Annotated in this window: 11 protein-coding genes; 5 read left to right on the top strand and 6 right to left on the bottom strand. The window is 68.9% G+C overall.

All coding sequences use genetic code 11. From position 1 onward, the window contains the following. Nucleotides 1-249: 249 nt before the first annotated feature. Nucleotides 250-987 (bottom strand): IclR family transcriptional regulator, encoded by a 738-nt coding sequence (locus CQ040_RS15305; RefSeq protein WP_105527612.1) that lies wholly within the window; start codon nt 985-987, stop codon nt 250-252. A gap of 178 nt (nt 988-1,165) precedes the next feature. Here CQ040_RS15305 and hutH point away from each other — a divergent pair, with 178 nt between their 5' ends. From hutH to hutI, 3 genes are all read left to right on the top strand, one after another. Beyond that, nucleotides 1,166-2,707, top strand: a complete 1,542-nt coding sequence (hutH, locus tag CQ040_RS15300) for a histidine ammonia-lyase (RefSeq protein WP_105527603.1) — start codon at nt 1,166-1,168, stop codon at nt 2,705-2,707. Further along, nucleotides 2,700-4,424, top strand: coding sequence for a urocanate hydratase (hutU, locus tag CQ040_RS15295; protein WP_258131711.1), 1,725 nt, complete (start codon nt 2,700-2,702; stop codon nt 4,422-4,424). Before hutH ends, hutU begins: the two co-directional genes overlap by 8 nt. 127 nt (nt 4,425-4,551) lie before the next feature. Continuing rightward, nucleotides 4,552-5,727, top strand: coding sequence for an imidazolonepropionase (gene hutI, locus CQ040_RS15290; protein WP_105527602.1), 1,176 nt, complete (start codon nt 4,552-4,554; stop codon nt 5,725-5,727). A gap of 47 nt (nt 5,728-5,774) precedes the next feature. Here hutI and CQ040_RS15285 read toward each other — a convergent pair whose 3' ends face one another. From CQ040_RS15285 to CQ040_RS15270, 4 genes are read right to left on the bottom strand one after another with little or no spacing between them, the layout of a single operon-like run. After that, nucleotides 5,775-7,640, bottom strand: a complete 1,866-nt coding sequence (locus tag CQ040_RS15285; protein ID WP_105527601.1) for a glycogen debranching N-terminal domain-containing protein — start codon at nt 7,638-7,640, stop codon at nt 5,775-5,777. Continuing rightward, nucleotides 7,637-8,479: a carbohydrate ABC transporter permease gene (locus CQ040_RS15280; protein ID WP_105527600.1), complete on the bottom strand. Its 843-nt coding sequence runs from the start codon at nt 8,477-8,479 to the stop codon at nt 7,637-7,639. The genes CQ040_RS15285 and CQ040_RS15280 overlap by 4 nt, the downstream gene beginning before the upstream one ends. Further along, entirely contained in the window at nt 8,476-9,573 is a 1,098-nt protein-coding gene (locus tag CQ040_RS15275) for a carbohydrate ABC transporter permease (RefSeq protein ID WP_105527599.1), read from the bottom strand. Before CQ040_RS15275 ends, CQ040_RS15280 begins: the two co-directional genes overlap by 4 nt. Before the next feature lie 2 nt (nt 9,574-9,575). Beyond that, on the bottom strand, nt 9,576-10,826 hold the full coding sequence (locus CQ040_RS15270; RefSeq protein ID WP_105527598.1) for an extracellular solute-binding protein: 1,251 nt from the start codon (nt 10,824-10,826) through the stop codon (nt 9,576-9,578). Between the two features lie 152 nt (nt 10,827-10,978). Between CQ040_RS15270 and CQ040_RS15265 the strand changes: the two genes are divergently transcribed. After that, complete coding sequence (locus tag CQ040_RS15265) at nt 10,979-11,983, top strand: LacI family DNA-binding transcriptional regulator (protein ID WP_105527597.1); 1,005 nt, start codon at nt 10,979-10,981, stop codon at nt 11,981-11,983. A 15-nt stretch (nt 11,984-11,998) separates the two neighbouring features. Here the strand turns inward: CQ040_RS15265 and CQ040_RS15260 are convergent, their stop codons facing one another. Then, nucleotides 11,999-13,219: an MFS transporter gene (locus CQ040_RS15260; RefSeq protein WP_258131715.1), complete on the bottom strand. Its 1,221-nt coding sequence runs from the start codon at nt 13,217-13,219 to the stop codon at nt 11,999-12,001. A gap of 82 nt (nt 13,220-13,301) precedes the next feature. On the opposite strand from CQ040_RS15260, the gene CQ040_RS15255 reads away from it, so the two are divergent. Beyond that, nucleotides 13,302-13,601, top strand: a complete 300-nt coding sequence (locus tag CQ040_RS15255; RefSeq protein ID WP_105527596.1) for a helix-turn-helix transcriptional regulator — start codon at nt 13,302-13,304, stop codon at nt 13,599-13,601. Nucleotides 13,602-13,718 lie beyond the last annotated feature (117 nt).

Here is a 13,718-nt window from a genome sequence, read left to right as displayed (position 1 = left end):
GGGGACCCTGTGGGAGAGTAGGACACCGCCGGACTCCTTTTAGTCAAAATGGCCACCCATCGTTGGGTGGCCATTTTGCGTTCACACGAAGAGTGCCCGAAACAAGAAGAAGAGCCGCCCCGACCAGGGCGGTTCTTCTTCGTTAAGGCCCATGTTTGGCCAGGGCCAGGGCCAGGGCCGGTGCCAGCGCCTACGCTTTCGCCAGGGTCCGCGCCTCGCCAAGGCACACGCCTTCGCCAAGACCCATGCTCACCGCTTCATCCGGGACTCCAACACCGCCGCGGTGTCGATCACGGCGTCCGCGAGCTCACGCTCATCGAGACTCTCGTCGGCCCAGGTCACGGCCACGGCAGCGACCGGCCACCCGGTGTGGTCGAGGACGGCCGCGCCCACGCTTCGCAGTCCATCCGCGATCTCGCTGTTCTCGGTGGCATAACCACGCGACCGCACCTCACGCAGCAACTCCCGCAGCTCGCGCGGGGTCCGGGGGCCGAGGCCCGTGCGATCGGGGAACGCCGACACATCGGGATAGAGCGCCCGCACCTGCTCGCGGGGAAGGGCAGCGAGCATCGCGCGGCCCGATGCAGTGAGGTGCGCTGGCAGCCGGACGCCGACGTCAGTGACCAGCGCGGGCCGTCGAGGTGCACGTTCTTCGACGATGTACAACACATCCCCACCGCTCATCACGGCGAGGTGCGCGCTTTCGCCCAGCCTGTCCGATAGTGCAGCGACCAGCGGCCGACCTCTTCGCGCCAGGGGTTGTTGACGCGTGTACCCGCCGGCGAGTTCGAAAGCCGAGGTTCCGAGGCCCCAGCGGCGCTCTTCCCTCAGGTGCAGCACGAATCCATGCGCAGCCATCGTGGTGAGCAGGTGATAGACCGTCGACCGTGGCAGCTCGAGCTCGCGCGCGATCGCCGACGCCGCCACCGGAGTAGGCCGCCCGGCGAGATAGCTCAGGATGTGCAGCGTGTTCTCCGCAGCCGGCACCTGCGTGGCAGGCGCCTGTGTGGCCGGCACCTGAGTGGCCGGCACCTGCGTGGCAGGCGCTTGAGCGGCAGGAGCCTTGGAGGTGCCAACCTGCATCGCCTCGGGCTTGTCTGGGATCACAGACACAGCATCGCACGAACGGGTGTCCCCCACGACACGTCGGGTGTGGAATCGAACCATGACCGAACTTGCCCCCGTGCTGGTCGGAGCGGCTCCGCTGTCTCCCGCCGATGTCGTCGCCGTCGTCCGCCACGACGCTCCCGTCCAGATCGATGCCGACGCGCTCGTTCGCGTCGCCGACACCCGACGCGTGATCGACGGCCTCGCGGCAGACCCGAACCCGCACTACGGCGTCTCCACCGGGTTCGGCGCCCTCGCGACCACGTTCATCGCCCCCGACCGGCGACTCCAGCTGCAGGCCAGCCTGATCCGCTCGCACGCCGCGGGCACCGGTACCGAGGTCGAGCGCGAGGTCGTCCGCGGTCTGCAGCTCCTGCGCCTGCAGACGCTGGCCTCCGGACGCACCGGCGTGCGCCCGGTCGTCGTCGAGACCTATGCGGCATTGCTCAACGAAGGCATCACGCCCGTGGTTCGCGAGTACGGCTCGCTCGGCTGCTCGGGCGATCTCGCCCCTCTCGCGCACATCGCCCTGGCCGCGATGGGCGAAGGCGACGTCCGCGATGCATCCGGCGCTCTGGTGCCCGCAGCTGAGGCTCTCGCCGCCGCGGGCATCGAGCCGCTCACCCTCGTCGAGAAGGAGGGCCTCGCCCTCATCAACGGCACCGACGGCATGCTGGGCATGCTGGTGCTCGCGCTCCACGACCTCGAGACGCTCCTGCTCACCGCCGACATCGCTGCGGCCATGTCGGTCGAGTCGCAGCTGGGCACCGACGCCGTGTTCGCCGCCGACCTGATGGCGCTCCGTGCCCAGATGGGTCAGGCCGAGTCCGCCGCCAACCTGCGCGCCTTCCTCGGCGACTCCCCCATGGTCGCCAGCCACAAGGGACCGGACGACGGCCGCGTGCAGGACGCCTATTCGCTGCGCTGCTCGCCCCAGGTGCACGGCGCCGCACGCGACACCCTCGCCCATGCGGCCATGATCGCCGGCCGCGAGCTCGCCAGTGTCATCGACAACCCGGTCATCACTCCCGACGGGCGCATCGAGTCGAACGGCAACTTCCACGGCGCTCCGGTCGCTGCTGTCCTCGACTTCCTCGCGATCTCGGTCGCTGACGTCGCCTCGGTCTCCGAGCGCCGCACGGACCGCGCCCTGGACCCCGCCCGCAGCCACGGCCTCCCGCCGTTCCTCGCCGATGAGGTCGGCGTCGACTCCGGCCTCATGATCGCGCAGTACGCGGCCGCCGGAATCGTCTCCGAGCTCAAGCGCCTCGCGGTGCCGGCATCCGTCGACTCGATCCCGTCCTCCGCCATGCAGGAAGACCACGTGTCGATGGGATGGGCGGCCGCCCGCAAGCTGCGTCGCGCGATCGACGGCCTCGGCCGTGTGCTCGCGATCGAGATCCTCACCGGCGCCCGCGCTCTCGACCTGCGCGCTCCGCTGCAGGCGGGACCCGCGACCGGGGCCGTGCGCGACCTGGTCCGCACGGTTGCCGAAGGCCCCGGCCCCGACCGCTTCCTCTCCCCGGAGATGGAAGCTGTCACGGCCCTCGTCCAGTCGGGCGACGTCGCCCGCATCGCAAAGGAGCACACTCATGGCTGAGTCCACCGCATCCGACACCACCGCATCCGGCACCACCGCTCCCGCGACCAGCGCATCCGATGCTCCGGTGTCCGGGCCCCGCGTCGTCCGCGCTGCACGCGGCAACCAGCGCACCGCGAAGAGCTGGGGCGCCGAGGCAGCCAAGCGCATGCTGATGAACAACCTCGATCCCGAGGTCGCCGAGCACCCGGAAGACCTGGTGGTCTACGGCGGCACCGGCAAGGCCGCCCGCAGCTGGGAGGCGTACGACGCGATCGTGCGCACCCTCGACGAGCTCGAGCCGGATGAGACGCTGCTGGTGCAGTCGGGCAAGCCGGTCGGAGTCTTCCGCACCCACGAGTGGGCACCGCGCGTACTCATCGCCAACTCGAACCTGGTCGGCGACTGGGCGACGTGGCCCGAGTTCCGCAAGCTCGAAGAGCTCGGGCTCATCATGTACGGGCAGATGACCGCCGGGTCATGGATCTACATCGGCACGCAGGGGATCCTGCAGGGCACGTATGAGACCTTCGCCGCCGTCGCCCGCTCGCTCGGTCGCGACTCGCTCCGCGGAACGCTGACTCTCACGGGCGGTGCCGGCGGGATGGGCGGCGCCCAGCCGCTCGCCGTGACCATGAACGACGGGGCGGTGCTGATCGTCGACGTGGATGAGTCGCGACTCGCCCGCCGGGTGGAGCACGGCTACCTCGACGAGTACTCGACCGATCTCGATGCGGCCATCGCCCGCGTGGTCGCCGCCAAGGAAGCCGGAGAGGCTCTCTCGGTCGGTGTCGTCGGCAATGCGGCCGAGGTGTTCCCCGAGCTGCTGCGTCGCGGTGTGCCGATCGACATCGTGACCGATCAGACCAGCGCCCACGACCCGCTCGCCTACCTTCCGGTCGGCATCACCGTCGCGGACTGGAAAGCCGAAGCCGCGCGCGATCCCGAGGAGTTCACCCGCCGCTCGCGCGAGTCGATGGCTGCGCACGTCGAGGCCATGGTGGCGTTTCAGGATGGGGGAGCCGCGGTGTTCGACTACGGCAACTCGATCCGTGCCGAGGCGAAGCTGGGCGGCTTCGACCGGGCGTTCGAGTTCCCCGGATTCGTGCCGGCCTACATCCGCCCGCAGTTCGAGGAAGGACGCGGACCGTTCCGCTGGGCGGCCCTCTCCGGAGACCCCGAAGACATCTACAAGACCGACCGGGCGATCGCCGAGCTCTTCCCCGAAGACGCAGCCCTGCACCGCTGGCTTGAGAAGGCCGCCGACAAGGTGCACTTTGAGGGTCTGCCCGCTCGCATCTGCTGGCTCGGGTACAAGGAGCGGCACCTCGCCGGGCTCAAGTTCAACGAGATGGTCGCCTCGGGCGAGCTGTCGGCCCCGATCGTGATCGGCCGCGACCACCTCGACTCCGGCTCCGTGGCATCGCCCTACCGCGAGACCGAGGCGATGAAGGACGGCTCCGACGCGATCGCCGACTGGCCGCTGTTGAACGCTCTGCTCAATACGGCATCCGGCGCTTCCTGGGTGTCGCTGCACCACGGCGGTGGCGTCGGCATCGGCCGCTCCATCCACGCCGGCCAGGTCAGTGTCGCCGACGGTAGCGCGCTCGCGGCCGAGAAGCTCGAGCGCGTGCTGACGAACGACCCCGGCACCGGAGTGATGCGCCACGTCGACGCCGGCTACGAGCACGCCCGCGAGGTCGCCCGAGAGCGCGGGCTCAAGGTGCCGATGCTCTGACGTCGAGAAGCTCTGACGCCGAGAAGCTCTGGCGTCGACAAGCTCTGACGTCGACAAGCTCTGACACACTCGAACCGGCGTCGTCGGGCGATCCGCCTGGCGACGTCGGTCCCTCGGAAGGATGCGGATGCGCACGCTCATCACGAACATCGCGGAACTGACCACCAACGTCGCTACCGGCGGCGATGTCGACGGCGACCGCACCGGAACCCTGACCGACGCGGCCGTGCTGATCGACGGCGAGCGGATCGCATGGGTCGGGCCAGCCGCAGACGCTCCCGCCGCCGACGAGGTCGTGGATGCCGCCGGACGCGCGGTGATCCCCGGGTTCGTCGACAGTCACAGCCACCTCGTCTTCGGGGGTGACCGCGCCGTCGAGTTCGAGGCGCGCATGGCGGGGCAGAAGTACGCCGCCGGTGGCATCCGCTCGACCGTCGCCGCCACCCGCGCCGCGACCGATGACGAGCTGCGCGCACGGCTGCGGGGCTTCCTCGACGAGATGCTCGCCCAGGGCACGACGACCGTCGAGATCAAGAGCGGCTACGGGCTGAGTGTCGTCGATGAGGAGCGCCTGGTGCGCCTGGCCGCCGAGGTAACCCCAGAGGTGACCTTCCTCGGAGCGCATGTCGTGCCCGCGGAGTACGCCGACCGTCCGGACGAGTACGTCGACCTGGTCACCGGACCCATGCTCGACGCGTGTGCCCCGCACTCGAAGTGGATCGACGTCTTCTGCGAGACCGGAGCCTTCACCGTGCCGCAGTCACGGCGGGTGCTCGAAGCTGGCATCGCCCGCGGACTCGCACCCCGCGTGCACGCCAGCCAGCTCGGACCGGGAGAGGGTGTGCGTCTGGCCGTCGAGCTCGGTGCGGCCTCCATCGACCACGGCACCTATCTGACGGATGCCGACGTCGACGCGCTCGCCGGCTCCGACACCGTGCTGACCCTGCTGCCGGGCGTCGAATTCTCGACGCGCCAGCCGTATCCGAACGCGCGCCGCCTGATCGACGCGGGAGTGACCGTGGCTCTGGCCTGCGACACGAACCCGGGGTCGAGCTTCACCTCATCGATGCCGTTCTGCATCGCCGTGGCAGTGCGCGACATGGGGATGACCCCGGCCGAAGCCGTCTGGGCGGCGACCGCGGGCGGCGCGAAGGCGCTGCGCCGCGAAGACGTCGGCGTGATCACGCCCGGCGCCAGGGCCGACCTCGTGCTGCTGGAGGCACCGACCCGGATCCACCTCGCCTATCGTCCCGGCGTTCCGCTCGTGCGGACCGTCTGGAAGGACGGTACGGCGATCGGCTGAGGCCACCCGGCACTCAGCCGATCGACCGGCTCATCTGATCGACCGGCTCACTCCAACGCGTGCGCGACCACGACGGCCGCCGCTGCCGACCACGCCTGCGGACGGCAGGCTGCGGGATACGGGAGGGGTGCGCCGCCGGGTACCAGAGCATCTCCGGAATGCAGCTCGGGCACGCGATAGTCGAAGCCCTCCGCGAGGTCGAGCAGCTGCCCGGCGACCATCCGCGCCTCGGCGTCGAGCCCGGCACGCATCATGCCGTGCACGGCGATGGCGGTGTCATGCGCCCACACGCTGCCGCCGTGGTAGCTCAGCGGCCAGTAGCCGGCGGCTCCGGTCGACATCGTGCGGATGCCGTAGCCGCTCGACATGCTCGGCGCGACGAGGAGCGCGGCGCAGGCCCGCTCTTCCTCGCGGTCGAGGATGCCGGTGCCGATGAGGTGTCCGATGTTGCTGGTGAGGGTGTCGACCGGGGCGCCGCGCGCGTCGAGGGCGATCGCGGGGTAGTGCCCCTCGGGCGTTGTGACCCAGTACGCCGCGCGGAAGCGTTCGCGCAGATCTGCGGCCCACGTCCGAAGCTCCGCGGCACCGGATTCGCCGAACGTGTCGAGCAGGTCTGCGCCGCGGACGGCCGCCTCGTACGCATACCCCTGCACCTCGCTCAGTGCGATCGGACCCTCGGCCAGCCGCCCGTCACGCCACTGGATCGAGTCGCCGGAGTCCTTCCAACCCTGGTTCGCGAGACCGTGCCCCGACTCGTCCGCATAGTCGATGAAGCCGCTGCCGGATGCGTCGCCGTGCACCGTCATCCAGGTCAGAGCCGCCCGCAGCGCCGGGAGCAGTGCCCGCACCTCGCGCTCCGGCATCCCCGCGGCATGGGCGTCGGCGAGCAGGCAGATCCAGAGCGGGGTCGCATCCACGGTGCCGTAGTACAGCGGCGGCAGGTGCACGCCTTCGTTGGGAACCGAGAGGGTGCCGCTGCGCAGCTCGTGCGCGATCTTGCCCGGAGCCTCGGCTGTCGACGCATCGTGCGTGGTGCCCTGGAGCCGGGCCAGCACGCGCAGGGTGGATGCGGCCATGTCGGGGTCGAGGGTCAGCGCGAGCCGCGCGGCCCAGAGCGAGTCCCGGCCGAAGAGCGTGAAGAACCAGGGAGCGCCCGCGGCGTAGAACGCGTCATCCGGATGCGCGGGGAGCGCGAGGCGGAGCGCGGCGAGGTCGGCCGTGGCCTGGTCCATCCAGCGCGCTGCTCGGGAATCGGCGGGGACGGCCGGCTGCGGAGCGAGCGAGGGCAGGGCGGGCGCGACGACGAGGGTCGGATCTTCGAGGTCGAGCAGCCACCCCACGGCGACGGATCCCCGTGGCGGAACCAACACGTCCCACCGCAGCACCAGAGCATCGCCGTCACGCGCCACGTCGGCCTGGGGCGCCGTGAGGGCGAAAGAAGCATCTCCCGCACGGCAGACCGATCCGTCCCAGCTCCAGGTCGCTTCGGCGGCGAGCCCGGCCTTGACCTGCTGCATCGGCGCGAAGTCCGGGACGACGCGCACGGTGATGCCCGCCGCGATCGCGGTGTCGAGGTGGGAGGCGATCGTGATCCGCTCCGAGAAGGATCCGGCGGCGACCCGTCGATGGCGATCCAGCCGCACCTTCGGATCGGCGGATTCGTCGTCGAGCCCCCGGAGCACGTCCGTCAGAACGGTCTGCTGCGGCACGGGCGAGGAACAGCCGATCGACTCGAAAGCAGTGCCGTCGACCGAGATCTCGATGGTCCGGACGTGCCGGACATCACCGTGGTAGATGCCGTGGATCGAGGCGGTGCCCATGCGGCCGACGTCGTCGGACCATGCCTGGGTCGGCGCCTCGAGCATGATCACGGCGTCGTCCAGCAGTGGCTGGAGGGGCGGGGTGGCGGTCATTCCTTGACGGCTCCTTCTGTGGAGTTCATGATGCGGCGCTGGAAGACGAAGAACATCACGGCGACGGGGATCGTCATGATGAGCGCGGCCGCCAGCTTGAGCGGATACTGGGTGCCCTGGCTGAGTCCACCGCTGGCCAGCGACGCGACGCCCTTGGTCAGGGTGGTCAGGGCGGGGTCGTTGGTCGACACGATGAAGTGGCTGAGCTCGTTCCAAGAGCCCTGGAACGACAGGATCACGATCGTCACGAGCGCCGGCGTCGCCATCGGCAGCACCACAGACCAGAACAGTCGGAAGGTGCCGGCGCCGTCGATGCGCGCCTGCTCTTCGACCGACTCGGGGATCGACTCGAAGAAGTTCTTCATGATGAACACCCCGGCCGCATCGACGAGCAGCGGCAGGATCATCCCGGCATAGGAGTTGAAGATGCCGAGCTGGTTGATCACGAGGAACTTGGGGATCAGCAGCACAACGGTCGGCACCGACATCACCGCGACCAGTGCCGCGAAGACGACACCGCGCCCACGGAAGCGGAGCCGGGCGAGCGCATATCCGGCGAGCGAGTTGAAGAACACCCGCCCTGCGGTGACGAAGATCGTCACGATCGCACTGTTCACGAACCACGACGGGAAGTCGGAGTTGCGGAACAGCCGCTCGTAGGCCGCGAAAGTCCATACGTCCGGGATGAGGGTGATGCCGCTGGACGCGGCATCCTCATCGGTCTTGAAGCTCGTCGCGACCTGGATCAGGAACGGATAGATGTAGATGATCGCGAGGATGATCAGCAGCGCGTAGAGCGCGATCTGCCAGGTGAGCTGCTTGGAGGAGAGCCATCTCATGACGATGCTCCCTTCGACGAGGACTCGTAGGCGCGGATGCGGCGCTTCGACACGGGGCGCTCACGCAGCACCCAGCGCTGCAACAGCGTGAAGATCACGATGATGACGAACAGGATGAACGCGATCGCCGCTCCCTGTCCCCACTCCTGGTTCTGGAATGCGGTCTGGTACGACAGGTAGGCCGGGGTGAGCGTGGTCTTGCTCGGCGCTCCTCGGGTACCCGTGTAGATCTGGTCGAACACCTGCCAGCAGCCGATGAGGCCGAGGGTGAGCACGGTGAACAGGGTCGGACGCAGTTGCGGGAGCGTGATGCGCCAGAACCGCTGCCACCCGTTCGCGCCGTCCATCATGGCCGCTTCATCGACGTCGGCGCCGAGGTTCTGGAGACCGGCGAGGAAGATGAGCATGAAGGTGCCGGAGGTCGTGAAGATGGCCATCAGGATGTAGGCGCTCATCGCGACAGAGGGGCCGGCGAGCCACTCCCACCACGACACTCCGAGGGTGCCGCCCTGGGTGAGGGCTGCCGGACCGGCATCGAGGCCGACCGTGCCGAGTGCCAGATGGAAGATGCCGCGCGGATCGTTGAACCAGTTGGGACCGTTGATTCCGAACCAGGAGAGCACGTCGTTCACGGCACCGCTCGAGGTGAAGAGGAACATCCACAGCACGGTGATCGCGACCGTGCTGGTCACCGAGGGGAAGTAGTAGGCGGTGCGGAAGAAGCCGCGACCGCGGAGCATCGCACGGTTCACGAGGATCGCGAGGAACAGTGCGAGTGCGGTCTGCAGCGGGACCACGAGTGCGACGTACCAGGCGTTGTTGCGTAGCGACGTGCCGAAGTCCTTCGTCGCGAGACCGCCGTCGGTGAGCACGGCTGCGAAGTTGTCGGCGCCGACGAACGACACCGATCCGGAGAGGGGGCTGCCGCGGCCGGCCCAGTCCGAGACGCTCACCCAGAGCGCCATGATCACGGGGATCAGGAGGAAGACACCGAGGATCACGATCACCGGCGCGGTGAACAGCCACCCGGCTGCCGCCTCGCCGCGGCGGAGCCCGGAGGCCCCACCGCGGCGAGGCGTTGCCTTGACCGTCATGGTTACTTGACGACCGCTTCGAGGTTCGACTGGACGGAGTCGAGGATCGTCTTCGGGTCGGCGGTCTTCAGCGACTCCAGCTGCGAGTTGAAGTCGGCGATGACATCGGCGGTTCCGGCCTGGTTCGGCGGGAACTGCGCGTACTCCGCGCCGGCGAGGAACGGCTCGAGTTCCGGGTTCGCCGAGGTCCAGTCATCAGCGGCCGACTTGATCGAGGGCATCGGGCCGAAGGCCTTCGAGAACGCGAGCTGGCTGTCGGCGCTCGTCAGGTACTCCACGAGGTCGAGAGCTGCCTGCTGGTTCGGGCTGTCGGCGGCCATGCCCCAGCAGTTGGTGAACTGCAGCGTGCCCTTGCCGCCCGCACCCTCGGGGAGCTCAGCGACCGTGTACTCGAGGCTGCTGTAGTCGTTCGACAGCGCGCCGGTGATCCAGTTGCCCTCGATGACCATCGCGGCGGACTGCTTGCCGAGAGCCTCTCCGCCCCAGCCGGCCCCGACATCCTTGGCGAAGGCGAACGTGCCGTCGGCGAGGTGCGACTTGACGTAGTCGAGCGCTTCGACGTTGGCGGGGTCGTCGGCGATGGCCTTGCCGTCGCTGACGAGACCGCCACCGGCCTGCGCCATGAACACCCCGACGCGCTGGTACTCGGCACCGAAGGCGAGACCGACGTGGTCGGCCGTCGTGAGCTTCTGCGCGACGGCGGCGAGGTCGTCCCACGTCTTCGGGAGGTCGGCGTCGGTGAGTCCGGCGTCGGTCCACATCTGCGTGTTGATGATGAGGGAGAGCGTGGAGAAGTCCTTCGGCGCGCAGTAGAACGTACCGTCGACGGTGAAGTTCTCCACGAGTGAGGGGTAGAAGTCGTCCTTGTTGGAGAGCTCGTCGCCATAGGCCTTGAGCGAGCCGTTGGCCGCGTAGCCGGATGCCTGATCGGTGGAGAGGTAGAACAGATCTGCCGGGTCGCCGGCGGCGAAGCCCTGCGAGAGTTCCTGGTCGAGGTTGCTGGCGGTCTGGAGCTTCACCTTCGTGCCGGATTCGGCCGACCACGCGTCGACGGCCGACTGCACTGCTGCGGTCTCGGCGTCTCCGGAGGAGCCGATGAGCACTGTGAGCGCATCGTCGGAGGAGGTGAGCCCCTCGGCATCCGCCTTCTGGTCGTCTCCGGCGAAACCGGATCCGCAGCCGGTGAGCACGAGGGCGCCGGTGAGCAGCACCGCTCCGGTGCCGAAGACTGCGCGAGTGGTGTGCCGTGTCATGGTCTCTCTCCTTTGATGAGTCACTGCGGGCGACGGTCTCGGGGAGGACCGTGCGGGATCGTCGCAGAAATTTGAACGATCAAACTCTGCGTGGAATAGGCTAAGCGGGAGTCGCGGGAAGTGTCAACCCCGGCCCAGAGCGAGGAGGTTCGATGGCGAAGGCGCCCACCGTCGAAGACGTCGCCGAGCGCGCCGGCGTCTCGCGACAGACGGTATCGAACGTGCTCAACACCCCGGACATCGTCCGCCCGGCGACCAGAGAGCGCGTGATCACGGCGATCCACGAGCTCGGCTATCGCCGCCATGCGGCCGCACGACGTCTGCGACTGCGACGTAGCTCGACCATCGGCATCCGGCTCGATCCCTACGTCGGCGGCATCTCGGGAGTCGTCCTCGACCGCTTCGTGCATGCGATCACGGAGCGCGCGAGTGAGCGCGGAATGCGGATGCTCGTCTATGCGGCCCGCACACGCGAGGAGGAGATCCAGCGGCTGTCGGAGCTCTGGGAAGGGTCGGAGATCGACGCGGCCATCATCACCGGCACGTCGCGCGACGATCCCCGCGTACGCAGCCTCGACGACGACGGTTTGCCCTTCATCTCGTTCGGCCGGCCCTGGGGCGAAGACGACATCGCCGACCCGCGGCACCTCTGGGTCGACGTCGACGGTGCGGCCGGAACGCGAGCCGCGACCGAGCACGCACTGATCCGCGGCAGCAACGTGGCGTTCCTCGGTTGGCCGGGCGGTTCCGGAACCGGGGACGATCGTGAACGCGGCTGGCTCGAGGCGATGGCCGCGGCAGGCGCGCAGGGTATGCGGCTGACGGCGGAGGAGGGTGTTCCGTTCGCCCGCACCTGCATGGACGCAGCGCTCGCCGCGGGACCGGTGCCGGCTGCCCTGGTGTGTGCGAGCGACTCGCTCGCCGTCGGCGCGCTGCTGGCGGTCGCCGCCGCGGGGCTCTCGCTACCGGTGATCGGCTTCGACAACACCCCGACCGCGGAGGCGCTGGGCTTCTCGAGCGTCGAGCAGCGCCCGGAGGACGTGGCGACGGCGATCCTCGAGCTCCTGATGGGCCCGACGGGTGAGATCGTCGCGCCGCGCACTCTCGAGTCGGGCTCCGCACATGCGCTGATCACCCCGCAGCTGGTGGTGCGCTGAGGCGCATCCGCGCTTCTATGCCGCTCGGCGCATACGCAACCCGAACGCGATCCCTGCCAGGGCGATCACGACGATTCCGTAGCCGACGCACACCGCTTCGAGGCCGACGACCCCGACCAGCGCGCCCGCGATGACGGCCGGAACCCCGAACGCCAGGTACGCCAGCAGGTAGATCACGGCGAAGGTGTCGGCCCGCTGCGTCGCCGGGATCCGCGGTGCCAACGATGCGACCACTCCCGAGAACGCGGTCCCGAATCCCATGCCGGTCACCGCGGCGGCGACGAGGTAGAACGGCAGCGAGCCGAGGCCGAGTGCGATGAGCGACAGCAGGGTTCCGAACGCCAGCGCCGACGTGCCGAACAGCACCATCGAGCGCGCCGCGATCTTCCGGAGGGCGAAAGCCGTGATGGCCCCGACCCCGGCGAGTAGCACGACGCCGAGACCCTGCCAGACGTGCGCTTCTCCACCGAGCTCGCCCCGCACGATGTTCGCGCCGAGAGACAGGAACAGCCCGCCCGTCGCCCACCCCGCGATCACGGCCGGAGCGCCGCGCCAGAAGTCGGCCCGAATCGCGGACGGGATCGACAGGCGGAAGCTCAGGGATTCCCAGACGCCGGGCTTGCGGGGTGCAGTCTCCGGAACGAGGAAGAAGAGGGCTGCGAGCACGATGTAGGCCGAGCTCAGTGGTGCGAACACATCGAGCAGAGCCTCGCCGCTGACGTCGAGCATCACGCCGGACACGAGCGCCCCGAGCGCCAGCCCGATCCCCGGGCTCAGCGCGTTCCACAGTGCTGCGACCCCCGCGCGTCCGCCCGGCGCGAAGTCGAGCACCGTCGCCGACAGCGCCGAGATGAGCAGACCGCTCGCGACGCCCTGCAGAATCCGGGCGAGGAACAGCATCGCGACGGCATCCGCATGCCAGAACAGGAACATGCTTCCGGCGAGCAGCAGGAATCCCGCGATCACGACGGGGCGACGGCCGATATGGTCCGACAGCGACCCGGCGGTGAGGAGGGTGAGCAGCAGTGCCACCGCGTAGACCGCGAACACCGCGCTGATGACGATCGCGTCGAAGCCGATCTCCTGTGCGAGCACCGGGTAGAACGGCGATGGTGCACTCGCCCCGACCATCATCAGGATCTGCGCGACGATCGCCAGGACGAACCCGAACCGGGTGCGCGCCCGCGGGGCGGTCGTCGGCAGCGGGACGGCGACGATCGGCTCGGTCGTGGTCACGGGGTCTCCTCGTAAGGTTCGAGAATCATCGAACTATCGGAGCGTACTCGCCATCCGTCGATTGTTCAACTATTCTCGAACTATGCCTGGCGACCTTCCGCACCCGGAGCGCTCCGAGATCGAGCTCACAGACGTGCTCTTCGCGCTCAGCGACCCCGAGCGCCTCGCGATCACGCGCCAGCTCGCCGATGGCCCCCTCGACATGGCCGCCTGCCACGCCACCGACCCGAACCTGCCGAAGTCGACCAAGTCGCACTTCATGAAGGTGCTGCGCGAAGCCGGCGTCATCCGCAACGAGCCGAACGGGCGCCGTCGGATGCTGACGCTGCGGCGCGACGACCTCGACGCGCTCTTCCCCGGGCTGCTGGACTCGGTTCTCTAGGTCACTCGATGCGCGAGAGCGAATTGACAAAAGCTCCTGGTCTTGTAAGTGCATAATCACAACTAAAAGTCCCGATGAGGTTTGCACTCTGCTCTGCGATTTGGAGCGGACGCCGCG

Origin of the sequence: Microbacterium sp. MYb54, assembly GCF_002979515.1 — a bacterium.
Classification (GTDB): Bacteria; Actinomycetota; Actinomycetes; order Actinomycetales; family Microbacteriaceae; genus Microbacterium.
This window is presented reverse-complemented; position numbering and strand designations above follow the sequence as displayed.

Bases quoted from the DNA above. Each gene is read 5' to 3' on its own strand.
- CQ040_RS15255 (WP_105527596.1), top strand. From the start codon at position 13,302: ATGCCTGGCGACCTTCCGCACCCGGAGCGCTCCGAGATCGAGCTCACA.
- CQ040_RS15265 (WP_105527597.1), top strand. From the start codon at position 10,979: ATGGCGAAGGCGCCCACCGTCGAAGACGTCGCCGAGCGCGCCGGCGTC.
- hutI (WP_105527602.1), top strand. From the start codon at position 4,552: ATGCGCACGCTCATCACGAACATCGCGGAACTGACCACCAACGTCGCT.
- hutU (WP_258131711.1), top strand. From the start codon at position 2,700: ATGGCTGAGTCCACCGCATCCGACACCACCGCATCCGGCACCACCGCT.
- CQ040_RS15280 (WP_105527600.1), bottom strand. From the start codon at position 8,479: ATGAGATGGCTCTCCTCCAAGCAGCTCACCTGGCAGATCGCGCTCTAC.
- CQ040_RS15275 (WP_105527599.1), bottom strand. From the start codon at position 9,573: ATGACGGTCAAGGCAACGCCTCGCCGCGGTGGGGCCTCCGGGCTCCGC.
- CQ040_RS15270 (WP_105527598.1), bottom strand. From the start codon at position 10,826: ATGACACGGCACACCACTCGCGCAGTCTTCGGCACCGGAGCGGTGCTG.
- CQ040_RS15285 (WP_105527601.1), bottom strand. From the start codon at position 7,640: ATGACCGCCACCCCGCCCCTCCAGCCACTGCTGGACGACGCCGTGATC.
- hutH (WP_105527603.1), top strand. From the start codon at position 1,166: ATGACCGAACTTGCCCCCGTGCTGGTCGGAGCGGCTCCGCTGTCTCCC.